This is a genomic window from Ruegeria sp. BHSB172 (assembly GCF_059613165.1).
Genome location: NZ_JBXWRZ010000006.1, coordinates 24732 through 50608 on the forward strand (window position 1 = coordinate 24732; position 25877 = coordinate 50608).

A 25877-nucleotide genomic window follows, 5' to 3' on the forward strand; every position below is an offset into this window, starting at 1 on the left:
TAAAGCACTGGAAAAGAAAAACGGGTAAACGGGTGGCCGAATCACTTCTACGCGCTAATGATTCGGTTCCATCGAATCACCCATCCCTGCAGGAGCACTGAATGGCCGCCAAGGATACCAACGAGGAACGGAAGTCCGACGACCAGGAACAGGAAATCTCGCTGGACATGAGCCAGGCCCAGGTCAAGAAGATGATCGCCGAGGCCCGCGAGAAAGGCTATATCACCTACGACCAGCTCAACCAGGTCCTGCCGCCGGATCAGGTCAGTTCGGAACAGATCGAGGACGTGATGTCGATGCTGTCCGAGATGGGCATCAACATCATCGAAGACGAAGAGGCCGAGGAGGAAGAGCAGAAGGGCTCGACCGATCTGGTCACGACTGACAGCAACCGCGAGGTTGCGCTGGCGGGGTCGCAGACCGAAAAGCTGGACCGCACCGACGACCCGGTGCGCATGTATCTGCGCGAGATGGGCAGCGTCGAGTTGCTGAGCCGCGAGGGCGAGATTGCCATCGCCAAGCGGATCGAGGCCGGACGCAATACCATGATCGCCGGGCTTTGCGAAAGCCCGCTGACCTTCCAGGCGATCTCGATCTGGCATGACGAACTGCTGTCAGAGGACATCCTGCTGCGCGACGTGATCGACTTGGAGGCCACCTTCGGCAACCAATTGGACGAGGACGGAGACGTTGAGGAGCCCGTCGTCGATACGTCGAAGGTTCAGGCGTCGAAACCCGCTAAGGACACCGGCCCCGAACTGGATGCCGACGGAAACCCGATCGCTTCGGACGATGACGACGACGAGGAAGATCAGGCGAACATGTCGCTGGCGGCGATGGAGGCCGCGCTCAAGGATCAGGTCCTGACGACGCTCGAACGTATTTCGACCGACTTCGCGATGCTGTCCGAGATGCAGGACAGTCGGATCTCGGCCACGCTGAACGAAGATGGCTCGTTCAGCGCGGAGGACGAGGCGACCTATCAGAAGTTGCGCTCGGAAATCGTCGAACTGGTGAACGGGCTGCACCTGCACAACAACCGGATCGAGGCCCTGATCGACCAGTTGTACGGTATCAACAAGCGGATCATGTCGCTGGACAGCGCCATGGTCAAGCTGGCCGATCAGGCCCGCATCAACCGGCGCGAGTTCATCGACGAATACCGTGGTCGTGAACTTGATCCCAACTGGCTTTCCGACATGGCCCAAAAGCCGGGACGTGGCTGGCAGATGTTCATCGAACGCTCGTCGGACAAGGTCGAGGAGCTGCGCAACGACATGGCGCAGATCGGTCAGTATGTCGGTCTGGACATCAGCGAGTTCCGCCGTATCGTCCAGCAGGTTCAGAAGGGCGAGAAAGAGGCACGTCAGGCCAAGAAGGAAATGGTCGAAGCCAACCTTCGCCTTGTGATCTCGATCGCCAAGAAATACACGAACCGCGGCCTGCAATTCCTTGATCTCATTCAGGAAGGCAACATCGGTCTGATGAAGGCCGTCGACAAGTTCGAGTATCGCCGGGGCTACAAGTTCTCGACCTACGCGACCTGGTGGATCCGTCAGGCGATCACGCGCTCGATCGCGGATCAGGCGCGCACCATCCGTATCCCGGTGCACATGATCGAGACGATCAACAAGCTGGTGCGGACCGGCCGCCAGATGCTGCACGAGATCGGCCGCGAGCCGACGCCCGAGGAACTGGCCGAAAAGCTGCAGATGCCGCTGGAGAAGGTTCGCAAGGTGATGAAGATCGCCAAGGAGCCGATTTCTCTGGAAACCCCGATCGGCGACGAGGAAGACAGCCAGCTGGGCGATTTCATCGAGGACAAGAATGCCGTGCTGCCGCTGGACAGCGCCATTCAGGAAAACCTCAAGGAAACCACGACCCGGGTTCTAGCTTCGCTGACCCCGCGCGAGGAACGCGTTCTGCGGATGCGGTTCGGCATCGGCATGAACACCGACCACACGCTGGAAGAGGTCGGCCAGCAGTTCAGCGTGACCCGCGAACGGATCCGGCAGATCGAAGCCAAGGCGCTGCGCAAGCTGAAACACCCCAGCCGCAGCCGCAAATTGCGGTCTTTCCTGGATCAGTGATCTCAAAGGCGCCTCGATCGAGGCGCCTTTTTTTCGTTGCGGGGCAGACAGGGTCACACTGTCCAAACATGTAATCAACTTGGCATAACCGCGCATGCGGTTGGCCGTCACGCGCTCCATATGGTCAATGTCCACTCATGGGACGGGCCGGGGCGAGGTGGTGACGCCGATGACCCTCGGCCACCCTTCACGGTTGGATTGGATGGTCCACCCGGGCCTTCAAGGTGCTGGGCGGGTGCCCGGTCCATCGTTTGAAAGCCGTCGAAAACGCCGACTGATCGGCGTAGCCAAGCGCATAGGCGACCTGGGCCAGGGTCATCTCGTTTCGCAGCAGGGTCTGGGCCAGATCACAGCGCAGGTCATCGACGATCTGGCGAAAACTGGTGCCTTCGGCTCCAAGACGACGGGCAAAGGTACGCGGGCTCATGGCCAGCGTTTGAGCGGCGTCTTCGGCGCGTATGATCCTGCCCGGGAGGGATTGCGTGATCACCCCCTCGACCCGGCTGCGCAGGGTTTGCCGCTCTTGTCCGTTTTCGGCCAGCAGCCGTTCGCCATAGGCCAGAAGATGTTCTCGAAGGCGGGGATCGTAAGTGGGGATGGGCAGGTTCAGCGCCGTCAGCGGAAGCAGGATCTCCATCTGCTCCATGCCGAAGCGGACGGGAAAACCGGCAAGCCTTGAAAAGCGTGCCTCATGCCGCCCGACCTGGTGCTGGAACCGGATCTCGATCGGGTTGAGGTGCACTCCCGTCAGCGTGCGCATTCGGGCGATGGCGGCGAACATCAGAAACTCGGTCCGGCGGTGATACCGGGCGAAACGCGCATCTTTCCAATGCAGCCCCAGCGTGGCAGCGTTGCCGGACAGGTCCATGCTGAAACCAAGGGTCGGGTCGATGAAGCGGTGAAAACGAATGGTGTTTTCCATCACCTGCTTCAGGTCGCGCGAATATTTGCTGATATAGGCCGCGAGGCTGGACGCCGAAGTGACCCGCAATCCGGCCTTGGCTGCAAAGGTGATGTCGCCCAGCACATCACAGGCGTGCCGGATGAAGCTGGCCTCGGTTTGTGCGCTGATCCGGGCTTCGGCCGCCGAGAGTTGGGCCGGGGTCAGGTCGGCGCGGTCAAATACCCGGGCGACCAGCTCCGGGTTTTCCGCCGCGCGTTCCAATTCGGCGGCCAAAAGCTTAAGCCTTGTGATTTCGACATCCATGGGACCCGTCCAAGCCAGCGCAGTTCGTCGGAGTATGCGCGCAAACCTCGTTCTTGAACAACCGGGACGGTCGTGCCGGGGTCTGACATTGTGCAGAAGGCACTGTTTGGCCCGAGTTCGAATGACTCTGGCACCCGATCCAATGCCGAGTGCGAAGCACAGGTTTAGATACCCGTTCGTGCCGGGTCGGTTCCCATTGGGGAGTGGGACGAGCCCGGAGACGAGACGCACCACACCGTCCGAGGCTCCCCGGCACACGCATTATCTTGTGGCCTGGCCTAGCACATACCGCGATACGGTGACTGGCCGTGGGGACTCCCTTTCGCAAGGGCAAGGCAAAAAGGCGAGATTGTCGGCTGGATTCCTTCCCCAAAAATTCGATCGCGTACGATGAGGCGTGCTTCTGGTGCCCAGGGTGATAGCGGTACTTTTGGCCGTCGTCCTGCGCGGGGAGGGGCGGTTCCGCGACAACCCCCGGTGATTGAGGCCCTGGCCTGATATCACCGTTGGTTGACAGTGGCGCGCACGGATTGCGAGGATTGCTGAAAACATCGTGATCGGTTCTGGCCGGGACAAGCCCAAGCGCTAGCCTGAGTACGACATGACAGGAGAAAAGGAACAGACATGAAGCGGATCGTGGTTTGCGCGTGGCTTGCGGTCGGAGCGGTCGGCGTCCCGTCGATGTCCTTCGCCGCGCCGAACGGGTATCGCACCGAACCCATCAACAGCACCGATTTCGAGGTCATCCCGCGCTCGCGTCAGGATGTCGACGGGTATTGGTGTGCAGCTGCCGACTTCGCCCGCCGCGAGCTGGGCGCCGGCTGGCAGCAGCCGATCTATGTGTTGCGCGGCTATGGGCCCAGCGTCACGACCGGTCGCAGAACCGCGGTTCAATTCTCGCTCAACCCGCCGCCCGGTGGCGTGCCCCAGCAGAACAGTTTCATCACCTCGGGGTTTCAACCCGGCTACGGCATGTCGGTTCAAGGCGCGAATGCCCGGTGCAACGTGCGCCCGTTTCAGCGGTAGGTGCCGGGCCGATGCAGGTAGAGTTTGCCGTTCAGACCCGTGGTCAGGGCTTGTACGAGTTCACGGACCGTATCCGGGGCTGGCTGTCCGCAACCGAGGCCGACGGACTGCTGACGCTCTTCGTGCGGCACACCTCCTGTTCGTTGCTGATTCAGGAAAACGCCGACCCCGAGGTCCAGACGGATCTCGGGGCGTTCTTCTCGCGGCTCGTGCCGCCTTCCGACCACCCGTCCATGTCCTATCTCAAGCACACCTATGAGGGGCCGGATGACATGCCGGCGCATATCAAGGCCGCGATGATGCCGGTATCGCTATCCATCCCCGTTCGCGGCGGTCACCCCGTGCTGGGGACTTGGCAGGGGATCTACCTGTTTGAACACCGCACGGCGCCCCACCTGCGGAAGGTGGCCGCGCATTTCGCCTGACCCATTATCTAGCGGTGGAAATTTCCGACTACCCAAATCCTAGCGGCTGGCCTATAGTTGTGGATAAGTCGGCCCCAGCGCTGACAAAAAGAGGCGGAACAAGGGACGAGGAGACGGCGGATGCGCTGCCCGTTTTGCGGAAACATAGATACTCAGGTCAAGGATTCACGCCCGGCAGAAGATCATGTGGCCATCCGCAGGCGCCGGTTCTGCCCCGCATGCGGGGGCCGTTTCACCACTTACGAGCGTGTTCAACTGCGCGATCTGGTGGTGATCAAATCCAACGGCAAGCGGGAAGACTTCGATCGCGACAAACTTGAGCGTTCGATCCGCATCTCGATGCAGAAACGCCCGATCGACCCCGACCGGATTGACCAGATGATTTCGGGCATCGTGCGCCGGCTGGAAAGCATGGGCGAGACTGACATTCCGTCCAGCAAGATCGGCGAGATCGTCATGGAAGCTCTGGCGCGGATCGACACCGTCGCCTATGTTCGCTTTGCAAGCGTGTACAAGAATTTCCAGGCGGCCGATGATTTCGAGGAGTTCGTCCACGAACTGCGCCCGCCGCAGCCATCGACGGACGAGTGACCGACACTGACAAGCGATACATGACGCTGGCCCTGTCCCTGGGGCGGCGCGGACAAGGAATGTGCTGGCCCAACCCGGCTGTGGGCTGCGTCATCGTCAAGGATGGCCGGATCGTCGGGCGGGGTTGGACCCAGCCGGGCGGGCGTCCGCATGCCGAAGCTGAGGCACTGGCCCAGGCCGGTGAACGCGCCCGCGGAAGTACGGCCTACGTTTCGCTTGAACCCTGTGCGCACCATGGCAAAACGCCTCCGTGTGCGCAGGCTTTGATTGATGCCGGTGTTGCGCGTGTTGTTTCAGCGATCGAGGACAGCGATCCGCGCGTTGCCGGGCAGGGTTTTGAAATGCTCCGGGCCGCCGGGGTCGAGGTAACGACCGGTGTCATGGCCGATCAGGCCGCCTTGGATCACGCCGGGTTCTTCATGAAGACCGAACAGGGGCGCCCCTTCGTCACGCTGAAACTGGCCAGCAGTTTCGATGGTCGTATCGCAACCGCCTCGGGGCAGAGCAAGTGGATAACCGGCCCCGAATCCCGGCGGGCCGTGCACGCCATGCGCGCGCGACACGACGCGGTGATGGTCGGTGCGGGAACGGCTCGGGCCGATGATCCGTCTCTGACCGTGCGCGACCTGGGGGTTGGGCATCAGCCGGTGCGCATTGTGGTGTCACGCCATCTGGATATCCCGCTGCTGGGGCACTTGGCACGCACCGCTTCACAGATACCCGTCTGGCTGTGCCATGGTCCGTCGCCGGACTCGGAACGCGCCCGCGCCTGGCGGGGATTGGGGGCCACGCTGATCCCCTGTGCGGTCCGGGGGCACCACATCGATGCCGTGGATCTGCTGCAGCAATTGGGCCGGCAGGGTCTGACAAGGGTGTTCTGCGAAGGCGGCTCGGCCTTGGCAGCGTCGCTTCTGGCCGACGACCTTGTTGATGAATTGGTCGGCTTTACCGCCGGTCTGGCGATTGGCGCCGAAGGTCTGCCTGCCATCGGGGCACTGGGGCTTGAAGACCTGTCCGAGGCACCCGGGTTCGAACTGGCAGAAGCGCGCCCGGTGGGCGGCGATGTCTTGCAAGTCTGGCGCCGCTCCGCGCGTTAGGGTCGGTTCAGCGCCACAGATGCGCATGCGTGGCCAACGCGCCCTGAAGCTTGGACAGCAGCCGGTTTCCCGCGCCCGATGGCGTGGGTTCGCCCTGGGCGAGGCGGTCGACCGCAACCTCGACCGGGCAGGGGGCACCGGTGATCGGGTCGAAATACCGCGGGTAATCAATCAAAGCCGCATGCACGAGGCCCAGCAGCGACGGCCGCGCGCCGCGACGGGCGGGCACCGCGCCCAAATCGGTGGTCAGACCCCAGCCCGCATAGAACGGTGCCCCCAGCGTCGTGACCTTGACGCCACGCAACAGGGCCTCGAACCCCAGCGCCGACGTCATGGTCCAGATCTCCTGCACCTGCGGCAGAACCTGGGCTGGGTCGACGCCGGTCAGAACCATGTCGGCCAGCCCATCGGCATCGACCTGGCCTTCGCGCAGCCCGGCTTCGACATCCGGGTGGGGTTTGTAGATCACAACCGCATTCGGGTTCGCCTTTCGGGCCGCGTGCAGCAGGTCCAGGTTGGTGCGCACCGTGCTGGTTCCCAACAGAACCGAGGCGTCATCCTCGACCTGTCCGGGGACAAGAATGCGATGCCCGACCGGCAGATCGGGGCAGGGGCCGCCGATATTGTATTTGCTCAGGCCGGCTCGGGTCAGGCGTTGCACCAGATGACGGGCACGGCGTTCCTGATCGGGGCGCAGGGTCTCGCGCCGCGCGACCCAGTCCTCGAGCCGGCTGGGTCGGGTCGGGTCGTAGTAGATGCCCAGATCATCGGCCACCAGCGACAGCGGCGGCACCAACTGGGCCCCCAACCCGCGCGACCGCAAGAAGCCGTCTTCGATGCGGAAGACGCCCTCGGAGTCGCGGTCATGGTTGGCCCAAACCATGTGCGGTCGGGTTGGGCTGGCGGGGCGCGCAGCGGTGAAACGCATTTTGCGATAGCTTCCAAAGCCGCGCTGTAGATGCTGGCGTTTCCACAGCCGCATCCCCGATGCCGTCCAGCCCCGCCGGTCTTCGTGCCAGGCCCGCATGCGCGCCTCGAGCGTGTCCAGAACGGTCTCGATTTCGCACAGCCGGTCCCGGAATGGATCATACCATTTGGGGTAGAGGATCATCGCGGCCGCGAACAACTGCGCGCGGGTCAGGTTGCGCTGCCGGCGCGGCATTTCGGTGTCGTCGCGGGTCAACCCCCAACCGGCATAGAATGGCCGTCCGAACACACGCGGCTTGTGTCCGGCCAAAATGGCCTCGAATCCCAGTTGCGACGACAGCGTATAGACCCCGATCGCGCCTTCCAGCAGGTCCCAGATGTTGACCCGGTCGCGCAGCAGGCGGATGCGGTCGGTTTCATCCTGCGGCCCGAAATGTCCGGGGCGGTATCCCAACGTGGTCTCGGGATGAGTTTTGACGATGATACGGGCGCCGGGGTTTTCCTCTTGCGCGATCACCAGCATCTCGCGAAAGCGGGCCAGGTCGCCGCCGCTGGCGGTGACGGCGGCGTCGCCCTGGGTCTGATCGACCACCAGCACATAGCCGGGTTCGGGCAGTTCTGCCTCGGGGTCGTATGCGGAATATTTGGTCAGCCGCAATTCAGCCATCCGCAGCATCGCGCCGCGCGCCCTGTCCAGAAGGGCGGTGTCGTCCAGCGGATGCGTGGCCAGCAGGGTCTCGAGATCCGAAGGGCGGTCGGCGTCGAAATGCACACCCGAGGCGTCAAGCAGCAGGCCAAGCGGCGGCTCTTTTCCGCGGCCGGGGTGCAATGAGCGCAGAAAGGCGTCTTCGACGCGCAGCAGCGGGGCGTCGTACCGGGCCGCAACGCGTTCCCCGCGATGGGCAGTTGGGCTTTGCCCCCAGACGCCGATCCGGTCGCCCGCGCGCGGCAGTCCCAGCGCGACCTTGTGGCCTGACAGGGCCAGAATGCGGCGGATGCGCCGCTGGGTCAGAAACCCGCCATTGTAGACAAGCAGACGCGCCAGGTTGCCGGAATCAGATGTATCGGCCACCGGTTGCACGGATCAATTGCCGGTCAGCGTGGCCACGTTCGCAACCGGCGTCAGGCCGCCTGCGATCAATGAGATCGACTTGGTCCACTGGGCATAGGGCGCTTCGGTGACATAGATCGTGTCATCGTCGCGGATCACGAAATCTCGCGCCACGAACAGCCCGTTGGGCGCCGTCAGGTTCAAAAGGTATATCATGCGCTGCTCGCCCTTCAGGTCCGTGCGGCCCACGATCTTGCGGGCGATGTCCTCGCGCTCGTTGCGCAGAACGAAGATGCCGGTCGGGTCGGACGAGAGCGACTGCAGCCCGCCCACCTGGGCCAGAGCCTCGAGCGCCGAGAGGTCCTGACTGTCGAAAGCGACGCGCGACTGCCCCCCGGTGGCCCCCAGCGCGATGTAGGATCTCGTGTCCTGCTCGACCAGAATCCTGTCGCCGCCGCGCAGGGCGATGTCCATTTCGGGGTTCTGGAAAAGATCATTGTACCAGATCGTCCCCCTCTGGTTGCCGCGGATCACGGTGACCAGCGCGATGTCCGGGGCAACCGCTACGCCGCCGGCGCGCGCCAACATCGTCGACAGGGTTCGGGTGGGACGCTCGATCGTATAGATGCCCGGGGCGCCGATGGTCCCGGTCAACGATACGGTCGAACCATCGCCGGCCACGCGGCGGATCTGCACCTGAGGGTCGGGGGTCTGCTCGCGCAGTTTGTCGGCGATCGTGGTGCGCAGTTGTTCGGGTGTGTTGCCCGAGGCCCGCAGGCGGCCTGCGTAGGGGATGAAGATGTACCCTTCGCTGTCGACCTGCACTTCGTCCAGGCTGGTCGCGGGGCCGGTTTCACCGGACAGCAGACCGTCGTCGACGTTTTCCCAGATGGTCAGCCCCAGAACGTCGCCCGGGCGGATTGTGTCCGAAGTGATGTTCTGGGCGCCGCGGAAGGCTTGTGGGAACCCGTACTGAGGAATGGCGGCAGTAGTTTTAGCAACAAAATCGTCTACTTCTACGACAAATGCATTGCCGCCGTTCTGAACCGCACCAGCCAGGATTTCGGTCTTGTTGGGCCCGGACTTGGGAAGCTGGCATGCCGCCAGAATTGCGACGGTCGCGAAAAGAGTTACTTTTCGAATCCACCGGGTTGGGAAGCACTGCACGTTGTTGACCTCGACAGCCAGTGTTGTGTTTTTTGGTTTGTCGCGACGCTACTGAGTTTGGCGCTCAGATTCCAGACGTTGCCAGCCGACGGGCCGGACGGGATTGAAACTGTGGCCCTTCGGTCGCGCCCCCAGCCAGGGCACGCGCGTAGGGGTCGTGTGCCTGCAGCATCTGGTCAACCACTTGTCGGAGCAGTTGTTTGCGGCCCCGCCGCGAATAGTACCCGCCGGGGATCTGGCAGGTTCCCAGCAGGAACTGGCGGTACGTGCGATAGGCGTCGGTGTTCGGCCCCCTTGGGTCGGCGAAAAACACCTCGATCGGCTGGTCGGACACCAGCTCGGGCTTGTCATAGACCGACCGGCCGAACACGCGCAGCGGGACGCCGCGCCACAACGCCTGCTGACCTGCCGTCGAATTGATGGTGACCGCCGACTTGGCGTGATCCAGAAGACGCGCCAGTTTACCGCCGGGCACATGGTGGACACGGTCGGCGATGCCCAGCCGGCGGGCCGTCTGGCGGATGAAGCGCGCCAGAGGCTCGCGGCAGTTTTCGAGCGGGTGTTCCTTGATGACCAGGTGGTGATGTGGCGGGGCGCCCTTGGCGAATCCCTCCATGACCGGCAGCAGGAAAGCGCACATCGACGAGAATTCGGAATGGGCCCGGACCGAACTGTCATGCGCCAGTTGCAACAGCACCAGATGATAAGGATACCCACCGCGGCGGATGCGGGCGGTCGCCAGGCTACGCCGGATTCGATGCAGGGGCATCCGCATCAGACGTTTGAAATACAGCCCGAATTCCTGCGAAACATGCAAATCCCGGTGCGGTCTGAAATTCCGGTAACCGTGATTCAGGAACAATACGAACCAATGGTACAGCGCGCCGTAGAAAACGTGTTGCCGCATGTCGCCCCAATGCGCGGGTGGCGGCGGGGTCGGTCCCTCGGTTAGTTCCACGGCTCGCTGCATCGTTGCGATGTCCAGGTCCATCAGCCGGGAATGTGCGTTCGATCCGTTCCGCTCATAGGTCACCCACCATGGGCGCAGATAGCCTTCCTCGAAAACATGGACCCTCAGGCCGCGCGCCCGGGCGATCCGGATCGCCACGGCGTGCACCGGGCGAACGTCGCCGTAAAGAACGACATCGGTTACCCGCCGGGTCTCGAGCAGGTCGGCAAAGGCCTGCGGCCACGCGTCCAGCGTTCCGCGATAGGGCACATAGCTGCGCTTGTCGAACCAGAAGGCGCGGTCGCCCGCATTGAACCCCACCCGCCAGACCGCTGCGCCGGCCGCCCGCAGCATGCGCCCCAACCCGTAAAAGAACGGCCCATGCGGCCCCTGCAAAAAAAGGAACACGCGACCGTCTTGCGTTGAAATCGGAGCGTTCATGCCGTTTGCGCACACCTGCATGCGTTTGAGAATTGCGCCGAAACTATGCCCGTCCGCCTCTGGACGCGCAAGCCGGGGCTTGCCCCGGCGGCCGGTTGGGCTTACCTCGGGCCAGATGACTTCGAATAGTTTGCGCGCAGAGGGTTAACGGAATGTTTACTGGGATCGTCACCGACATCGGCACCATCATCGAACTGGAGCAGCAGGGCGATCTGCGGGCGCGGATCAAGACGGGCTACGATACCGCGGGGATCGATATCGGCGCCTCGATCGCCAGTGACGGGGTCTGCCTGACCGTGATTGCGCTGGGCGACGACTGGTACGATGTGCAGATCAGCGCCGAGACGGTTTCCAAGACTAACCTCGACGGGTGGCAGGTGGGCAAACGCGTCAACCTGGAACGCGCCCTCAAGGTGGGCGACGAACTGGGCGGGCACATCGTCTCAGGCCATGTGGACGGCGTCGCCGTGGTGATCGCCGTGACGGACGAGGGTGACAGCACCCGGGTGACCCTGCGCGCGCCGCAAGATCTGGCACGGTTCATCGCGCCCAAGGGCTCGGTCGCGCTGAACGGCACCTCGCTGACCGTGAACGACGTGGACGGGTGCGATTTCGGCATCAACTTCATCCCGCACACCAAGGAGGTCACCACCTGGGGCGACGTCAAGGTAGGCGACCGGGTGAATCTCGAGATCGACACGCTGGCCCGTTACGTCGCGCGGCTGTCGGAAATGACCTGACGCCGGACGAAACGCCGCGTTAGCCCCGCGCGGATTCGTTTGCGGACTGGCCTTTGCGCGCGTGCTGGTCTATCCCGCGTTGCAACACCTGCTCTGTGAAAGGCTGCCCCATGAGCTTTGAAACACCCGGACCGGTCGAGGCCCAGCTGCGCGACGCGATCAGCCCGATTGAAGAGATCATCGAAGAGGCGCGCCAGGGCCGGATGTATATATTGGTCGATCACGAGGACCGCGAAAACGAGGGAGACCTGGTGATCCCGGCGGAATTCGCCGATGCCGAGGCGATCAATTTCATGGCCACGCATGGCCGCGGGCTGATCTGCCTGCCGATGACAGCTGAACGGATAGACCGTCTGGGCCTTCCGATGATGGCCGTGAACAACTCGTCGCGGCACGAGACGGCCTTTACCGTTTCGATCGAGGCGCGCGAAGGCGTCAGCACCGGGATCTCGGCTGCCGATCGGGCACTGACCATTGCCACCGCGATCAACGAACAGAACACCATGGCGCATCTGGCTACGCCCGGCCATGTCTTTCCGCTGCGCGCCAAGCGGGGCGGGGTGCTTGTACGCGCCGGCCACACCGAGGCCGCCGTGGACATTTCGCGCCTGGCCGGATTGAACCCCTCGGGCGTAATCTGCGAGATCATGAAGCCTGACGGCACCATGGCCCGGCTGCCCGATCTAGTCGAATTCGCCAGGGAACACGGGCTGAAGATCGGCACCATCAGCGACCTGATCTCGTACCGTGCGCGCCACGACAATCTGGTGGTCGAGACCGCGCGCAGGATGGTCACGTCGGAATATGGCGGCGAGTGGGAGATGCGGATCTTCACCGATCAGACCCACGGGATCGAACATGTGGTGATGATCAAGGGCGACATCAGCACGCCCGAGCCCGTCCTGACCCGCACCCATGCGCTGCACGAGGCCTCGGACATTTTGGGATTGGGCCCGAAATCGCCGCAGGAACTGCCGCGCGCGATGGAAAAGATCGCCGCCGAGGGGCGCGGCGTGGTCTGCCTGTTCCGCAACCCGCGCCACTCGCTGTACGCGGCCGAGGACGAAGGCCCGCGCACCATCAAGCAAACCGGTCTGGGCGCGCAGATCCTGTCCAAGATGGGCATCAAGGAACTGGTGCTGCTGACCGACTCGCCGCAGACGAAATACCTGGGTCTGGACGCCTTTGGCCTGTCCATCGTCGGGACCCGCTCGATTCTCAAGGGTGACTGAGCATGGCTGAGCAAGACAAACACGGCGTTCTGCCGACCCCGAAATTCGATGACCCGGTCAAGCTGCTGATCGTTGTGGCCCCGTTCTATCGCGCCATCGCCGACGACCTGGTTCGCGGCGCCAAGGCCGAGATCGAGGCCGCCGGCGGCAGCTGCGAGGTGGTCGAGGTGCCCGGCGCGCTCGAGATCCCGACCGCGATTGCCATGGCCGACCGCCAGTGCAACTTCGATGGCTATGTGGCGCTGGGCTGCGTGATCCGGGGCGAGACCACGCATTACGAAACCGTCTGCAACGATTCTAGCCGCGCGATCCAGCTGCTGGGCCTGCAGGGGCTGTGCATCGGCAACGGCATCCTGACGGTTGAGAATGACGCGCAGGCCGAAGTGCGCGCCAATCCGGAAAAGATGAACAAAGGCGGCGGCGCGGCGGCTGCGGCCTTGCATCTGATCGCACTCAGACGTAAGTGGGGCGCTTCGAAAAAGGGCGTCGGATTCAAGCCGCCGTCCGAGTCCATCCTTGTGGCGGGCGACAGCAACGGATCAACGACAGCATGACCCAGACAGACACGCCGAAACCGGCAAACCGGAAACGCCTAATGAAATCCGCCGCGCGGTTGTACGCCGTGCAGGCGCTGTTCCAGATGGAGCAGTCGGGCCAGACGACCGAACAGGTGGTGAACGAGTTTCTGGATCACCGGTTCGGCGCGGTCTACGAGGGCGACGAGATGCTGGAAGGCGACAGCGCGCTGTTTCGCAAACTGGTGGATGACGCGGTGAACTATCAGGCGCCGATCGACCAGATGACCGACCGGGCGCTGGTGGCCAAATGGCCGATTTCGCGCATCGACCCGACCTTGCGGGCGCTGTTCCGCGCGGCCGGCGCCGAGCTGAGCCAGAGCGACACGCCGCCCAAGGTGGTCATCAACGAATTCGTTGACGTGGCGCGCGCCTTTTTCCCCGAAGGCAAAGAGCCGAAATTCGTCAACGCGGTTCTGGACCACATGGCCCGCGAAGCCAAGCCCGAGGCGTTCTGACGCGCCACGGGCGATTTTACCCGGCATGAAATTGCGCTAGACTCCTATCGTGTGAGGGAGGTGCGTCATGCCGAAACTGATCCGTCTTTACATCACCCAGGTCGCACTGGGCTTTGTGATCTCGGCTGTGTTCGTCGCCGTGCTGCTGCTGTTGAACGTGGCCAACCTACGCCACCTCATCACCGGGTCCGACATTGGCTTTATCGCGCTGATCATGATCTGGTTCATGAACGGGATCGTCTTTGCGGGCGTCCAATTCGCCTATGCGATCATGAGCATGGCCGAAAAGCCCAAAGGCCCGCGCGGAGGAACCCCGGTTGCAGTCAAGCTGGAAACCGTGCGCGTTGAAGCGCGCCGGTCGTGATAGGTGGTTCCTGGCGCTTGCAATTGGTCTTCCCCTGACATTGGATGCGCAAGCGTATCGAGTTGTCCATGAAAGACCGTTTCCGTGACCAAGCCAAGTTATGAAGACGCCATCAATTCGCGGGCGTTTCTGGATGATCTGTCAAGTTTGAATCAGGCGATTGCCGACGGGCTGAAACAAGCAGGCGAGCCAGTCGCGATCAATGGAAACGTGTGCTATGCACACATGTAGGAAGACTTTCACACATCCGATCTCGCGCCATCGATGGAGCCGAAACGGCGTGCTCTTCATCGGCTGGCACAGGAAAGCAATTGTTTTGCCGAGGTCGGAGTGGCGGGTGGCCTCGCGGCTTTGTTGGCGCTGCACTCGAACCCCGGTTTGAAATATATCGGCATCGACCTTGGCCAGCGTTTGCGTGATTCATGGCCGCCGGTCGACATCTACGTTCCGATCGCGTTCCGATGGTTCGAAAACCGCTTCCCTGGACGCGTCAAGTTCTACCTCAGGCCGGCGATCGAAGGGCTTGAGCAGGCGGTTCAGGATCGGCCGTTCGGCCCGATCGACCTTTTGCATCCGGATGCGCAGAAGAACAGCCGGGTGGCCGAGTTGGATGCGGTCTGGCCTGGCTTGGCTGACAGATGCTACTTGACTCAGGGCGACAACCGAAACGGCCATGTACAAGCAAGCTCGGTTCGTTTGGTCGAGCAAGGGCGGGCGCGGTCGGTCAGCCTGATTAGGCCGGAAACCCTGCATAGCGCGAATTTCGGCCTATTGGAGACCGGTCCGGGCGTTGTGCGCAACGGACTCAGTCTAGACGGGCTTGCCCATCAGCGCATTCTTGTGTGCGTATGCCATCAGGATGATAAAACACTGTTTGCCGGCTCACTTCTGGAGCATCTCAAGGGGCGTGCCGAAGTTGTCGTTGCAAGCTTCTTCCGGCCTGCGTCCAGCCGTCGAGACACCGATACGCGCGAGGCAGCGATGCAACAGGCGTGCGACATGATTGGTGCCACCCGGGTGCAACTGCCCTTTGCGGTCGAAAGTGATTACCCGAGGCTGCGTCGTTTTATTCGCATGCCAACCAGCGATAGCATGCCAGAACCTGAAATAGTCCGGCCATTGCGCCGCCATCCGTTGTTTGGGCTGTTATCTGGATCTGCCTATGCGTTGATGAAGCAGTTCGCGCCGACAACTGTCATCACTCAGAACCGAGTCGGCGAATACGGGCATATCGAACACGTGCTGTTACATCATGCGGTGAAGCAGGCATCTGCACGTTACACGGACGCTCAGTTGTTGACGTTTGGATTGAACCTGCCAGCGGCAGATTTGACCGTGCCAAGCCTGCCGGATCAAAAAAATAGGATGTTTGACTGCTATATGCCGCAATGGAACGGGCGCAGGCTCTATGATTTTGCTCTGGATGACGAAACATTCGTACGGGTCAATCCGCAGGAATTCACCTGATCGGAAGGCGGCGGGACCACCAGGCAACCGTGCGGTTTTGATTCCCGAGGACCTGTATGTACAGGTGGGCGCCAGGTAATCAGGCCAGGACCTGAACAGAGCCAGCTCCCTCGGAATTGCTTAAGGCCACCGGAATGCTACCGGTCACGAGAAGGGCAGAACCCGCCAATGGCCTAACTAGGGTGCCGCGCCGGGCTGCGCAAGGGGGCCAGTTGCAAAAGAAGGCATGCGGGGTCGCCCGAACGGGCCGGCACGGCGGTGGCTCGTTCCGGTCCGATCCTCATGGCGAAGGTCCTTGATTTTTGTTCTTGAATTGTTCACATTCTGCGCATGACGTTGGATCTGCAGCCCGGTCAAAGGCTGGCCCGCGGGGTTGCCCGACATCTGGCCAGCCACGGCTTTGTTTCTATTGAGGAATTCGTACCCGCGCGCGGGTTGCGGGTGGATGTGATGGGTCTGGGTCCCAAGGGTGAGCTGTGGGTGGTCGAGTGCAAATCCAGCCGGGTCGATTACCAGTCCGATTCCAAATGGGGCGGATACCTGGACTGGTGCGACCGGTTCTTCTGGGCCGTGGATACTGATTTTCCAACCGACCTCTTGCCGACGGAAACCGGTCTGATCATCGCCGACGCCTATGACGCCGAAATCATACGGATGCCGCCCGAGGCCAAGCTGGCGGCAGCCCGGCGCAAGAAGCTGATCCAGAAATTTGCGATGGACGCCGCGCGGCGTCTGCACATGCTGCGCGATCCGCGGCCCTGAAGGTCAGCGTTTGACCGCGCGGGCAGCCTGGGCGGCGGCGCGGATCTCGTCGGCGATCTCCTCGGCCTCTTCCGGGTCGAAATCCATCGGGATTTCGAGGTTGTCGGCTTCGACGAACAGGCGCACCATGCCTTGATCGGTGGGGCCGATCTGCAGGTTCGCTTCGATGTCGCGTTCGGTATTGATGCCCATTTTCGCCTCCGGAGACTGAGCGTTTCTGCTAGCGCGCAACCGGGATTGAATCAAGCGCAGTCTGGGTGTGTCACGGTGCGGGCGGGCGGAACGATGTGTTTTCGAGGTGGTCGGAGTTTGGTCGGCGGAGGCAGCGCGGCCCGAGTGTCCCACCGGGTCCGGCAGAGGCGGGCGGCGCTTTGGGCTGCCGAAACTCGTGGCGCCCGCGATTTTCTTTGCGCGATCCGCTGTGTCGGACAATGCCAGAAAATTCGCCTACAAGGCACTTGCAATCCCCCGGCGGCTTCGTTAAATCGCCCCTCACGTGCCGCCTTAGCTCAGTTGGTTAGAGCGCTGGATTGTGGATCCAGAGGTCCCCTGTTCAAGCCAGGGAGGCGGTACCATCTCTCATCAAGCTTTCGGTGACAAGTTGCCCATCCGGGGTCCGGTCTGCGTTGCGCCGCTCCCCTAGGCTTAGCATGACATTCGTAGATTTATTCGATCCTTCCGGGTGTGTGCATCGCTGAGACGGTTCACGTTGCCCCAGGGGCGGGTATCGGACAGTTTCGGTCGCGTCCGGCAGCGCGGCGCAGTTGCCCGCTTGGGTGCAGTCGCGCACCACTCGGGTGTGCAATGCATGTACCAGCCTATTCCGGCCTCGCGGCGTCGGGACGGCTTGTGTATGAAAGGGCAAAAGGCAGATCGGAACAGGCGTAAATGTCTCAGACCATTACCGTATTCACGACGATGAAGAACGAAGGCCCCTACATGCTGGAATGGGTCGCCTTTCATCGCATGCTGGGGGTCGATCATTTCCTGATATTCACCAATGACTGCGAGGACGGAACCGATGACATTGCCCGCCGCCTTCAGCAGATGGGGCTGGCGACCCATGTTCCGAATGCCGTGCGCGACGGGGGTAATCCGCAACACCAGATGCTGCGCCGGGCGCGCAGGCACCCCAAGGTGAAAGAGGCCGATTGGCTGATGTGCCTGGATGTGGACGAATTCTGGAATATCCGCGTGGGGAACAACAGCTTTGCGGCATTGATCGACGCGGTCGAACAGAAGGCGGGCCGCCCGGTCGACGCGATTTCGTTCGCCTGGCGCCTGTTCGGCAGTTCGGGCAACATCGGCTTTGACGACAAGCCCGTGACCGAAAGCTTCACCATGGCCGATCGCGAATTTCCCTATCATTCCGGCCGGGCTTACGGGCTGAAGACGCTGTTTCGCAACAATGACCGGTTCAGCCGCTTCGGCCCGCACCGCCCCAAGGGCATCGAAGAAGGGCGCGAGCACGAAGTCGCTTGGTCGGACGCGGGTGGAAACCTGTTTCCCGCTGACAAGGTCGGCTGGCGGGCTTGGCGGGGGTTCGACCATGCATTTGGGCGCCTGCACCACTACTCCGTGCGTTCGCTCGAGGGGTTTCTGGTCAAGCGTGACCGTGGCCGCACCAATCACGTCAAGGTAGATCAGGGGCAGGCCTACTGGTTGGATATGAACGCCAACAAGGTCCGGGATACCTCGATTCAACCCATTGCCCGGCGGGCCGCACCGGTTCTGGCCAAGCTGAAGGCCGATTCCGAGCTTGCCCGTCTGCATGACGAGGCGTGCGAGTGGCACCGCGCCAAGATCGCCGAGATCAAGCTGCGCCCCGAATGGGTGGACTTCCGGTCATGGCTGGCGGACAATCTGGTTTGAGACCCATGGCCGACGAACTTTCGAAGGATCAGCTTAAGCCCGAGCATCCCGACCGCAAGACCGGGTACGAGCGCATTCTGACAGATCCCGCGCCGCCCTGGTTCGTCGAGATCTATCCGGGCGGGGAAGGAACTGGATTCCTCCGCAAGCTCGAACGCCATTCGATCCTGTTCCATCAGCGGGACGCGGCGCGTCTGGTCGTCAGTTTCGACAATATCGGCAATGCCAACGATCTGTCCTTCGCGCGCGAGCCCTGGGGCTGGAAGTTCTTCCGCGACGAGGGCTGGTCGCATATGGGCGTGTTCGCGCGGTCCAAGGCCTGGTACCGCGACCCCGAGATCATCGACTATTTCCAGGCCAAGGCGCGCGAAGGGTTTTTCGAGCGCTTCGACCAAGTCGTGTTTGCTGGCGCCTCGATGGGTGGGTTCGGGGCGCTGACCTTTTCTGCACTGGCGCCCGGAGCGGTGGTGATCGCCTTCAATCCGCAATCCACGCTGGATGAACGTCTGGTGCCGTGGGAGACCCGATATCGCTTTGGCAAGGTTCAGGACTGGGACCTGCCGCTGGGTGACGCGGCCGACTGCATCCGGACGGCCCAAAAGGCCTATGTTTTCTATGACCCGTTCTTCGAGCCCGATCGGCGGCACGTCCACCGGTTGCAGGGCGCGAATGTGGTGCCGCTGAAGACGTGGTTCTCGAACCATTTCGCCGCGCCGATGCTGCGCAAGATCGACGCGCTGAAGCCGGTGATGCAGCAGGCCATGGCCGGCACGCTGGAACCGCAGGCCTTTTATCGGATGATGCGCGCACGGCGGCGCCTGCCCATCTACATGCGCGGGATCGAGTCGGTGGGTGAGGACCGGCATCCGAAACTGGTCGGGGCCGCGCGGCAGCGATTCCGCGCCCTGCGGCGCCAGGCTGCTGCGGGTGGCGCGTCATGACCCCAGACCGGGGCGTGTTCATCGGCCAGCGCAAGGACCGTCTGGGCGCGCGGCTCCTGATGATGCTGACCTGCATCCGCCTGGCCGAGGATTTCGACACGGACTATCGCGTCAACTGGTTTCCGCAAGGAGCCGACGCGCCGGAACTGGACGCCCCGCAAGAGCTGTTCGCCACCGATTGGATGGCGGCCCATTTCTTGGATGGGCAGGCTTACGACGAATTGGCCGCGGATGCCGTCCCCGTCTGGAGCTTTCAGGGCGATCAGACCCCCGACAGGCTGCGCGAACATCTGGCCGCGGGCCGTTCGGTGATCGTCGAGGAGGGGTTCGAGGTTTTGGCCTTTCCCTGGGAAGATGTCGAAGCCATCCGCCCCCGATACCGCGATTTCATCCATCGGATCGGCTTTGCGCCGCCGATCCGCGCGGTCATGGACCAGGCCGACGCCCGGTTGTCGGGCAAGGGGGTGTCGGCCTATCACATCCGGCGCGGCGATATCTTGAACGGCCTGCCCTGGAAGCATACGACCTGGCCCGCCAAGATCGAGCCCGAAGAACTGTATGACGCGCATCTGGACAAGTCGCGCGGGCAGATGGCCATCATGTTTTCCGACCAGCCCGAACTGATCGCACGGTTTCAACAGCGCCACCCGCAATTGATCCAGATGGCCGATATCGCTGATCTGTCCGGCATGACCCGGGCCCAGCGGGATTTCCTGGAACTCTACACGATGTCGCGGGCCGAGCGGGTGATCGCTCCGTTCATTTCGGCTTTTTCGATGGCTGCGGCCCGGATTTCCGGTCAGCAGCGGCTGGTGTTCCGCGACGTGCTGTCCGAGGACGAGATCGGGCGCGCCAATGAACGAGTCATACAGCGGGTCGCCCGGGGACCGTCTGCATTTCTCAACCCGTCCGAGGCCGCCCATGTCTATGCCAAAGCGTCGCAATACCTCTGCGCGCAGGACCGCTGCCAAGAGGCCTATGACCTCGCCCAGCCGATCCTCGATGCCGGAGCGGACAATGCGTTTCTGCCGCTGCTGCAAGCGCTGAACGCCTTTTATCTGGGCAAGTGGAAGGAAAGCGAACAGCTAGCCCGGACCGGGTTGGAAAACTCCGGCCTCTGGCCCGAGGACCGAGCCGTTCTGTGTGCCTTGCGCGGCGCTATCTTGGGTGCCCAGAAAAAGCGCTGGGCCGCAGGGCGACAATTCGCAAAAGCGTTTTGGGCCAAGCCCTTGCGGCCCGATGTTGTCGTGTTGGGTTCGCGGATGCTTTACCGCGACCAACTGCCGTTCCGCCTGTTCCCGCCGGTCGACTGGGGGTTGCAGCGCCGGCTGCGGCAGCGCCGTTTCGCGCCGTTCAACAACCTGTATCTAGTCCAGCACAAAGTCATCGCACGCCAGCCCTGCAATTTCGACATGGTGCTGCTGGACTGGGCGGACCTTTCGTTGGACCAGCGCGCGCGACGGTTGCCCAAATCGCCTGCGCGGCTGGCCGCGCTCGAAGCGGCGGTTCGGGCATCGGAGGACCTGTCCGGTGACGATCCGGCCGTGCAAAGCCTGATTTCGACGGTGCACCGGCACACCGGCGAGGTGTCACTGTCGGCGGCGATCGACGTTGCGCGCAGGGTCGTTGCGGCCTGTCCAGACGCCCCGCTGTACCACAAGCGCCTTGCCGAGTTGTATGCCGATGCAGGCGATGCCGGGGCGGCGCGGCTGTCGATGGCGGATGCGCTGGCCTGCGACCCCGACAATGCTTTCCTCGTCTTTGCAATGGGCCAGTTGTTGATCCGCCTCGGGGCCAAAAGGCAGGGCGAGCAGCAGATCCTGAATGCCGCGGAACTGGACGAGGTCACCGCCGCCATCCAAGGGGCGGCCGGCCGCATTTACCTTAGGCGCGGGAACAAGCCGCAGGCCAAAAAGTTCTTGGAACGGGCCGTGGCGCTTTGCCCGACCTATTCGCGGTTTTCCAACCAGCTGGGGCGGGTCGATGGGTGACATGCGCGCATCGACGCCCGAAGCTGCGGCGGGGCGGGGCAGTTTGCCCTTGGTCTGCCGGGGCGAAGAAAATAATCTGAATGAAAAACCGGTGCCCGCGGCGGGATCGCCCGACCGGGCCGATTGATCCGAGGCAGAACCGCATGGTCGAACAGCCCCCTCGCTTTGTCAGCGTGACCCCGATGAAGAATGAGGGCCCCTTCGTTCTGGAGTGGGTGGCGCACAATCTTGCAATCGGAATCGACCAGATGGTCGTGATGACGAATGACTGCACGGACGGCACCGACGCCCTGTTGCAGCGACTGCACGACCGCGGCGTTCTGATCCATGTCGACAACAACTCGGCGCGTCCGAGCAGCCCGCAGAAGCGTGCCTACAAACGGTTCCTGCGCATGGACGTGGCGCGGCCGCAGGACTGGGTGGTAGTTATCGACGCAGATGAGCACATCAATGTAAAGACGGGCGACAACACCCTGCAATCACTGGCAAAAGCGGTGCCGGATGCGCGCATGATCTCGATGACCTGGCGGTTGTTCGGAAATGCCGGGGTCGTGGGCTATGAAGACAGGTTCCTGTCCGAACAGTTTTGCCGCGCCGCCCCGGAACACATGCCGCGCCCGCCGCAGGCCTGGGGGTTCAAGACCATGTTCCGCCGGGACCTTTGGAACGTGATCGGCGTCCACCGACCCAAGCGCCCCAACGTCGAGAGCATGGCGGAGTGCCATTGGTACAACGGATCGGGGCGACCGATGCCCGAACGCTATTTCACCAGCAGCTGGCGCTCGGCCCGGGACTCGGTCGGGTACGATCTGGTGCAGGTGAACCACTATGCGCTGAAATCCTGCGAAAGCTATCTGGTTAAGAAGGTGCGGGGGCGGGCGCATCACACGGGTGAAAGCCTTGGGTTGGACTACTGGAACATGATGAACCACAACGCGGTCGAGGACCGGTCGATTGACGCCATCGCCGATCGAAAGCGGGGCCATTTCCACGACCTCATGTCGGACCCTGAAACCGCGCGCCTGCACCACCAGTCCTGTGACCTGCATCGCCGGCAGATTGCCGAGCTGCTGAATACCGCCGAGATCCGCGCCCTGATGCAGCAGATGACGGCCGGGCAGGAGGGCGCCTGATGCTCTGGTTGCACCTCGGCATGCCGAAAACCGGTACGACCGCGCTTCAGTCCTATTTGCGCGGTCATGCGGATATCTTGTCCGAGAACGGGCTGCGCTACATGAAGGCCGGGCGTCAGCGGCCGGACACGGGCGAGCGCCCCAAGGTCAGCCACAACATGATGGCGTTTCACCTGAATCAGACGGCCCAGCCGCTGGACGCTTTCCGCGAAGCGATCGCTCGCGAATACGAAGATCACGCGGACAAGGCCTGTGTGGTGTCGTCCGAGATGTTCTACACCGCCGACCTGGCGCGTCTGGCGCAGGTCTTCGCGGAAATTCCCGCGCGCGAAATGCGCGTGGTGTTCTACTGCCGCCGCTATTCCGATTTCTTCGAGGCCGATTACAAGCAGCGGGCCAAGAACGGACGGCTGCCCGCGGATGGCTCGGGCTTTGTCCGTGACCGGCTGGCCGCGATCCAGTCCAACCCGAACGGGCACAGCTATGCCGGTGCGGTCGGTCGCATCCGAGCGGCTTTTCCGGGCGTCGCGATCGTGCCGCTTCTATATGAACGGGCGGAGCTCGCCAACGGCAATGTCATCGATGATTTCCTGTCACGGCTTGGGGTTGCGCCGCCACCCGGGTGTCCGACCGACCTGCCGGCCAACCCGTCCTTGTCGCGGGTCGCCAGCGAGGCCTTCGGCGTGGTGACCCGGGCAATCGGGCGCAAGCGCAGCCGCCAGTTGCGCCGTCAGGCGGTGAGCGATCCGGTGATGATCCGGCGGCATGACGTGCTGGAACCTGATGAGCGCGCCTGGCTGGATGACTTTCTGGCCGAGGCTGACGAAGGGTTCCGGCAAGAATTCTTTCCCGACCGCAAAGTTTTGTTCTCTCCGGTCCGCCTTGGTGCCGAAGATCTGCGGTTCCGCCGCGACAGCGCCGAAGAGGTCGCTGCTCTCAAGCAGGCATCGGAAATCGTGTTCCGTATGGCACTGGACGCCTGAGGCGCTTCAATCCAGCGGAATCTCCTGCCGCTGGCGCCCGGTGGTCTTGTCGAAGATCAGGATACGGTTGTCATCGGTCACCACGGCGAACCAGTTGCTGCCGATGGTAACGGCCTGGGCGCGGGCACCGTCGGGCAATTCGATCTGATCGGGCAGGGTGGGGGTTCTGTCCGATAGGCGGATGACAATCAAGGCGAATGTCACTAGAACGCCGCCAATCATCACCGCGGTCAGCAACATGACCATGCGGCGCAGCAGGCGCAGCTGAGGCGTTTCCTGCGGTTCTTGAGGATCTGAAGGGACAGTCATGGGCACCCGGCAAATAGACTTCGTGATCGCGGACGCTCCGCCGCCCCGCCTTGATAAGGCGCTTTCGCGGGATGTGCCAGCAGATGAAAATCTGTCGCGGACCCGTCTGGCCCGCCTGATCGAGGAGGGCGCGGTTTCGGTGGACGGCAAGGTCGTGACCGATGCCAAGGCCAAGGTGGCGGAAGGTGCGGCTGTCTGCATAACCGTGTCCGAGGCGGATGAGAGTCATATCGGCCCCGAGGACATTCTGCTGGACATCGTGCACGAAGATGCCGACCTGATCGTGATCAACAAGCCTGCGGGGATGGTCGTTCATCCGGCGCCGGGATCCCCCAATGGCACTTTGGTGAATGCGCTGCTGCATCACTGCGGCGATGATCTGTCTGGCGTGGGCGGGGTCAAGCGGCCGGGCATCGTTCACCGGATCGACAAGGATACCAGCGGGCTTCTGGTGGTCGCCAAATCGGATGCGGCCCATCAGGGGCTTGCGGCCCAGTTCGAGGCGCACAGCGTCGAGCGGTATTACTGCGCGGTGTGCTACGGCGTTCCTGATGCCAACGATCCTCGGCTGCGCGGCATCAAAGGCGTGAGTTTCGAACCCGGCAACGTGATGCGGATCACCACGCAGCTGGCGCGGCACAAACACGACCGGCAGAAACAGGCCGTGCTCTTCCACGGCGGTCGCCACGCCGTCACGCGCGCCCGGGTCGTCGAGGTGTTCGGGCAGCCCGGCGCGGTGTCGCTGATCGAATGCTGGTTGGAAACCGGGCGCACCCATCAGATCCGGGTGCACATGGCCCATGCCGGGCATGGTCTGGTGGGCGACCCGGCCTATGGAGGCAAGCGCAAACTGTCGGCCCGGTCCTTCGGCGCGGACGCGGCAGAGGCGGTGCGCAGCTTTCCCCGGCAGGCGCTGCACGCGGCGGTTTTGGGGTTTGAACACCCCGTGACCGGCGCTCGGATGCGGTTCGAGGCCCCTATTCCGCAGGACATGCAGGCCCTGATTTCGGCGTTGAAACAACCCGCAAAGTCTCGTGACTAACGCATTCTTAGGTTTCCTTTATCAATCTTAAATCCCACACTGTTAACACCTGCCCTTGAATGGTCTGAAACGTGGCCCCATATCCATGTTAAGGACATAAACATTGGTCCAAAGGGACGTGATACATGGCAAATTACAAAAACCTCCCCGTGCCCACGCCTGAAGGCGGGCTGAACCGGTATCTGCAGGAGATTCGCAAGTTTCCGCTTCTCGAGCCGGAAGAGGAGTACATGCTGGCCAAGCGTTGGGTCGAAGAGCAGGACACAGAAGCGGCGCACAAGATGGTGACGTCGCATCTGCGGCTGGCCGCCAAGATCGCCATGGGCTATCGCGGCTATGGGCTGCCCCAAGCCGAGGTGATTTCCGAGGCCAATGTAGGCCTGATGCAGGCCGTGAAACGGTTTGACCCGGAAAAGGGCTTCCGCCTGGCGACCTATGCCATGTGGTGGATCCGCGCCTCGATCCAGGAATACATCCTGCGGTCGTGGTCGCTGGTTAAACTGGGCACCACGTCAGCGCAGAAAAAGCTGTTCTTCAATCTGCGCAAAGCCAAGGCACGCATCGGTGCGTTGGAAGACGGCGACCTGCATCCCGACAACGTCAAGCAGATCGCCAACGATCTGGGCGTGACCGAAGAGGAGGTCATTAGCATGAACCGCCGCATGTCCGGCGGGGATGCCTCGCTGAACGCCACGGTCGGCTCCGAGGGCGAAGGCACCATGCAGTGGCAGGACTGGCTGGAAGACGAAGATGCCGACCAGGCCGGCGATTATGAGGCCCGCGAAGAGCTTGAGGTTCGGCGTGAGTTGCTGGCCGAGGCGCTCGAGGTGCTGAACGACCGCGAAAAGGACATCCTGACCCAGCGCCGGTTGATGGATCAGCCCGTCACGCTGGAAGAGCTGAGCTCGCAATACAATGTCAGCCGCGAGCGCATTCGCCAGATCGAGGTGCGCGCCTTTGAAAAGCTGCAGAAAAAGATGCGGGAACTGGCGCGGGAAAAGGGGATGCTGACCCCGGCCTGATGCGCCACGACCGAC

Annotated in this window: 25 protein-coding genes and 1 tRNA gene; 20 read left to right on the forward strand and 6 right to left on the reverse strand. The window is 62.7% G+C overall.

What is annotated here, in order from left to right; all coding sequences use genetic code 11:
• Window positions 1-101: 101 nt before the first annotated feature.
• Window positions 102-2090, forward strand: coding sequence for an RNA polymerase sigma factor RpoD (gene rpoD, locus AC2FM3_RS05035; protein WP_496679575.1), 1989 nt, complete (start codon window positions 102-104; stop codon window positions 2088-2090).
• A gap of 187 nt (window positions 2091-2277) precedes the next feature.
• On the opposite strand, the gene AC2FM3_RS05040 is transcribed toward rpoD, so the two are convergent.
• A complete protein-coding gene (locus AC2FM3_RS05040) occupies window positions 2278-3297 on the reverse strand; it encodes an AraC family transcriptional regulator (RefSeq protein ID WP_496679577.1) in 1020 nt (339 codons plus the stop codon).
• A 624-nt stretch (window positions 3298-3921) separates the two neighbouring features.
• Here AC2FM3_RS05040 and AC2FM3_RS05045 point away from each other — a divergent pair.
• The 4 genes from AC2FM3_RS05045 (at window position 3922) to ribD (ending at window position 6436) form a co-directional block, all read left to right on the forward strand.
• Window positions 3922-4323: a hypothetical protein gene (locus AC2FM3_RS05045; RefSeq protein WP_496679579.1), complete on the forward strand. Its 402-nt coding sequence runs from the start codon at window positions 3922-3924 to the stop codon at window positions 4321-4323.
• Between the two features lie 11 nt (window positions 4324-4334).
• Entirely contained in the window at window positions 4335-4748 is a 414-nt protein-coding gene (locus AC2FM3_RS05050; protein WP_496679580.1) for a secondary thiamine-phosphate synthase enzyme YjbQ, read from the forward strand.
• A gap of 120 nt (window positions 4749-4868) precedes the next feature.
• Window positions 4869-5339: a transcriptional regulator NrdR gene (gene nrdR / locus AC2FM3_RS05055; RefSeq protein WP_490360843.1), complete on the forward strand. Its 471-nt coding sequence runs from the start codon at window positions 4869-4871 to the stop codon at window positions 5337-5339.
• Entirely contained in the window at window positions 5336-6436 is a 1101-nt protein-coding gene (ribD, locus tag AC2FM3_RS05060; protein WP_496679581.1) for a bifunctional diaminohydroxyphosphoribosylaminopyrimidine deaminase/5-amino-6-(5-phosphoribosylamino)uracil reductase RibD, read from the forward strand. Before nrdR ends, ribD begins: the two co-directional genes overlap by 4 nt.
• A gap of 7 nt (window positions 6437-6443) precedes the next feature.
• Here the strand turns inward: ribD and AC2FM3_RS05065 are convergent, their stop codons facing one another.
• The 3 genes from AC2FM3_RS05065 to AC2FM3_RS05075 all read right to left on the reverse strand — a co-directional run bounded on the left by AC2FM3_RS05065 (window position 6444) and on the right by AC2FM3_RS05075 (window position 10971).
• Window positions 6444-8444 (reverse strand): capsule polysaccharide biogenesis protein, encoded by a 2001-nt coding sequence (locus AC2FM3_RS05065; RefSeq protein WP_496679582.1) that lies wholly within the window; start codon window positions 8442-8444, stop codon window positions 6444-6446.
• A gap of 3 nt (window positions 8445-8447) precedes the next feature.
• On the reverse strand, window positions 8448-9581 hold the full coding sequence (locus AC2FM3_RS05070) for a polysaccharide biosynthesis/export family protein (protein ID WP_496679583.1): 1134 nt from the start codon (window positions 9579-9581) through the stop codon (window positions 8448-8450).
• A gap of 64 nt (window positions 9582-9645) precedes the next feature.
• Window positions 9646-10971: a capsule polysaccharide biogenesis protein gene (locus AC2FM3_RS05075; protein WP_496679585.1), complete on the reverse strand. Its 1326-nt coding sequence runs from the start codon at window positions 10969-10971 to the stop codon at window positions 9646-9648.
• 152 nt (window positions 10972-11123) lie between these two features.
• Between AC2FM3_RS05075 and AC2FM3_RS05080 the strand changes: the two genes are divergently transcribed.
• The 7 genes from AC2FM3_RS05080 (at window position 11124) to AC2FM3_RS05110 (ending at window position 16569) form a co-directional block, all read left to right on the forward strand.
• Window positions 11124-11711: a riboflavin synthase gene (locus AC2FM3_RS05080; RefSeq protein ID WP_496679586.1), complete on the forward strand. Its 588-nt coding sequence runs from the start codon at window positions 11124-11126 to the stop codon at window positions 11709-11711.
• 110 nt (window positions 11712-11821) lie between these two features.
• Entirely contained in the window at window positions 11822-12943 is a 1122-nt protein-coding gene (ribB, locus tag AC2FM3_RS05085) for a 3,4-dihydroxy-2-butanone-4-phosphate synthase (RefSeq protein ID WP_496679587.1), read from the forward strand.
• A 2-nt stretch (window positions 12944-12945) separates the two neighbouring features.
• Window positions 12946-13497, forward strand: coding sequence for a 6,7-dimethyl-8-ribityllumazine synthase (locus AC2FM3_RS05090; RefSeq protein WP_005983872.1), 552 nt, complete (start codon window positions 12946-12948; stop codon window positions 13495-13497).
• Complete coding sequence (gene nusB / locus AC2FM3_RS05095) at window positions 13494-13976, forward strand: transcription antitermination factor NusB (protein WP_496679589.1); 483 nt, start codon at window positions 13494-13496, stop codon at window positions 13974-13976. Before AC2FM3_RS05090 ends, nusB begins: the two co-directional genes overlap by 4 nt.
• A gap of 67 nt (window positions 13977-14043) precedes the next feature.
• Window positions 14044-14340 carry a hypothetical protein gene (locus AC2FM3_RS05100; RefSeq protein ID WP_496679591.1) on the forward strand — a complete coding sequence of 99 codons (297 nt, stop codon included), beginning with the start codon at window positions 14044-14046 and terminating at the stop codon, window positions 14338-14340.
• A gap of 264 nt (window positions 14341-14604) precedes the next feature.
• A complete protein-coding gene (locus AC2FM3_RS05105; RefSeq protein ID WP_496679592.1) occupies window positions 14605-15807 on the forward strand; it encodes a PIG-L deacetylase family protein in 1203 nt (400 codons plus the stop codon).
• Window positions 15808-16137: 330 nt separating this feature from the next.
• Window positions 16138-16569: an MmcB family DNA repair protein gene (locus AC2FM3_RS05110; RefSeq protein ID WP_496679595.1), complete on the forward strand. Its 432-nt coding sequence runs from the start codon at window positions 16138-16140 to the stop codon at window positions 16567-16569.
• 3 nt (window positions 16570-16572) lie between these two features.
• On the opposite strand, the gene AC2FM3_RS05115 is transcribed toward AC2FM3_RS05110, so the two are convergent.
• Window positions 16573-16761, reverse strand: a complete 189-nt coding sequence (locus AC2FM3_RS05115) for a DUF6324 family protein (protein ID WP_149776801.1) — start codon at window positions 16759-16761, stop codon at window positions 16573-16575.
• A 306-nt stretch (window positions 16762-17067) separates the two neighbouring features.
• Between AC2FM3_RS05115 and AC2FM3_RS05120 the strand changes: the two genes are divergently transcribed.
• The 6 genes from AC2FM3_RS05120 (at window position 17068) to AC2FM3_RS05145 (ending at window position 23489) form a co-directional block, all read left to right on the forward strand.
• A tRNA-His gene (locus AC2FM3_RS05120) sits at window positions 17068-17144 on the forward strand.
• Window positions 17145-17457: 313 nt separating this feature from the next.
• Window positions 17458-18441, forward strand: a complete 984-nt coding sequence (locus tag AC2FM3_RS05125; protein WP_496679597.1) for a glycosyltransferase family 2 protein — start codon at window positions 17458-17460, stop codon at window positions 18439-18441.
• 5 nt (window positions 18442-18446) lie between these two features.
• Window positions 18447-19382 carry a hypothetical protein gene (locus tag AC2FM3_RS05130; protein WP_496679599.1) on the forward strand — a complete coding sequence of 312 codons (936 nt, stop codon included), beginning with the start codon at window positions 18447-18449 and terminating at the stop codon, window positions 19380-19382.
• Complete coding sequence (locus tag AC2FM3_RS05135; protein ID WP_496679600.1) at window positions 19379-21373, forward strand: hypothetical protein; 1995 nt, start codon at window positions 19379-19381, stop codon at window positions 21371-21373. Before AC2FM3_RS05130 ends, AC2FM3_RS05135 begins: the two co-directional genes overlap by 4 nt.
• Window positions 21374-21516: 143 nt before the next feature.
• Window positions 21517-22506: a glycosyltransferase family 2 protein gene (locus AC2FM3_RS05140; RefSeq protein WP_496679602.1), complete on the forward strand. Its 990-nt coding sequence runs from the start codon at window positions 21517-21519 to the stop codon at window positions 22504-22506.
• Entirely contained in the window at window positions 22506-23489 is a 984-nt protein-coding gene (locus AC2FM3_RS05145) for a hypothetical protein (RefSeq protein ID WP_496679604.1), read from the forward strand. Before AC2FM3_RS05140 ends, AC2FM3_RS05145 begins: the two co-directional genes overlap by 1 nt.
• Window positions 23490-23495: 6 nt before the next feature.
• Here AC2FM3_RS05145 and AC2FM3_RS05150 read toward each other — a convergent pair whose 3' ends face one another.
• On the reverse strand, window positions 23496-23798 hold the full coding sequence (locus AC2FM3_RS05150) for a DUF6476 family protein (protein WP_040634129.1): 303 nt from the start codon (window positions 23796-23798) through the stop codon (window positions 23496-23498).
• On the opposite strand from AC2FM3_RS05150, the gene AC2FM3_RS05155 reads away from it, so the two are divergent.
• Both AC2FM3_RS05155 and rpoH read left to right on the forward strand, forming a co-directional pair.
• Window positions 23797-24840 (forward strand): RluA family pseudouridine synthase, encoded by a 1044-nt coding sequence (locus tag AC2FM3_RS05155; protein WP_496679607.1) that lies wholly within the window; start codon window positions 23797-23799, stop codon window positions 24838-24840. The two genes, AC2FM3_RS05150 and AC2FM3_RS05155, sit on opposite strands and share 2 nt — an antisense overlap.
• Before the next feature lie 125 nt (window positions 24841-24965).
• Entirely contained in the window at window positions 24966-25862 is an 897-nt protein-coding gene (rpoH, locus tag AC2FM3_RS05160; protein ID WP_496679608.1) for an RNA polymerase sigma factor RpoH, read from the forward strand.
• The last annotated feature ends 15 nt before the right edge of the window (window positions 25863-25877 follow it).

Excerpts from the sequence above, each read along its gene's own strand:
- AC2FM3_RS05130 (WP_496679599.1), top strand. The coding sequence starts at position 18,447 with ATGGCCGACGAACTTTCGAAGGATCAGCTTAAGCCCGAGCATCCCGAC.
- AC2FM3_RS05145 (WP_496679604.1), top strand. The coding sequence starts at position 22,506 with ATGCTCTGGTTGCACCTCGGCATGCCGAAAACCGGTACGACCGCGCTT.
- rpoD (WP_496679575.1), top strand. The coding sequence starts at position 102 with ATGGCCGCCAAGGATACCAACGAGGAACGGAAGTCCGACGACCAGGAA.
- AC2FM3_RS05040 (WP_496679577.1), bottom strand. The coding sequence starts at position 3,297 with ATGGATGTCGAAATCACAAGGCTTAAGCTTTTGGCCGCCGAATTGGAA.
- AC2FM3_RS05115 (WP_149776801.1), bottom strand. The coding sequence starts at position 16,761 with ATGGGCATCAATACCGAACGCGACATCGAAGCGAACCTGCAGATCGGC.
- AC2FM3_RS05045 (WP_496679579.1), top strand. The coding sequence starts at position 3,922 with ATGAAGCGGATCGTGGTTTGCGCGTGGCTTGCGGTCGGAGCGGTCGGC.
- AC2FM3_RS05100 (WP_496679591.1), top strand. The coding sequence starts at position 14,044 with ATGCCGAAACTGATCCGTCTTTACATCACCCAGGTCGCACTGGGCTTT.
- AC2FM3_RS05140 (WP_496679602.1), top strand. The coding sequence starts at position 21,517 with ATGGTCGAACAGCCCCCTCGCTTTGTCAGCGTGACCCCGATGAAGAAT.
- AC2FM3_RS05050 (WP_496679580.1), top strand. The coding sequence starts at position 4,335 with ATGCAGGTAGAGTTTGCCGTTCAGACCCGTGGTCAGGGCTTGTACGAG.
- AC2FM3_RS05075 (WP_496679585.1), bottom strand. The coding sequence starts at position 10,971 with ATGAACGCTCCGATTTCAACGCAAGACGGTCGCGTGTTCCTTTTTTTG.
- AC2FM3_RS05090 (WP_005983872.1), top strand. The coding sequence starts at position 12,946 with ATGGCTGAGCAAGACAAACACGGCGTTCTGCCGACCCCGAAATTCGAT.
- nrdR (WP_490360843.1), top strand. The coding sequence starts at position 4,869 with ATGCGCTGCCCGTTTTGCGGAAACATAGATACTCAGGTCAAGGATTCA.
- AC2FM3_RS05150 (WP_040634129.1), bottom strand. The coding sequence starts at position 23,798 with ATGACTGTCCCTTCAGATCCTCAAGAACCGCAGGAAACGCCTCAGCTG.
- AC2FM3_RS05080 (WP_496679586.1), top strand. The coding sequence starts at position 11,124 with ATGTTTACTGGGATCGTCACCGACATCGGCACCATCATCGAACTGGAG.
- AC2FM3_RS05110 (WP_496679595.1), top strand. The coding sequence starts at position 16,138 with ATGACGTTGGATCTGCAGCCCGGTCAAAGGCTGGCCCGCGGGGTTGCC.
- ribB (WP_496679587.1), top strand. The coding sequence starts at position 11,822 with ATGAGCTTTGAAACACCCGGACCGGTCGAGGCCCAGCTGCGCGACGCG.
- AC2FM3_RS05125 (WP_496679597.1), top strand. The coding sequence starts at position 17,458 with ATGTCTCAGACCATTACCGTATTCACGACGATGAAGAACGAAGGCCCC.
- rpoH (WP_496679608.1), top strand. The coding sequence starts at position 24,966 with ATGGCAAATTACAAAAACCTCCCCGTGCCCACGCCTGAAGGCGGGCTG.
- AC2FM3_RS05105 (WP_496679592.1), top strand. The coding sequence starts at position 14,605 with ATGGAGCCGAAACGGCGTGCTCTTCATCGGCTGGCACAGGAAAGCAAT.
- AC2FM3_RS05155 (WP_496679607.1), top strand. The coding sequence starts at position 23,797 with ATGGGCACCCGGCAAATAGACTTCGTGATCGCGGACGCTCCGCCGCCC.
- AC2FM3_RS05135 (WP_496679600.1), top strand. The coding sequence starts at position 19,379 with ATGACCCCAGACCGGGGCGTGTTCATCGGCCAGCGCAAGGACCGTCTG.
- nusB (WP_496679589.1), top strand. The coding sequence starts at position 13,494 with ATGACCCAGACAGACACGCCGAAACCGGCAAACCGGAAACGCCTAATG.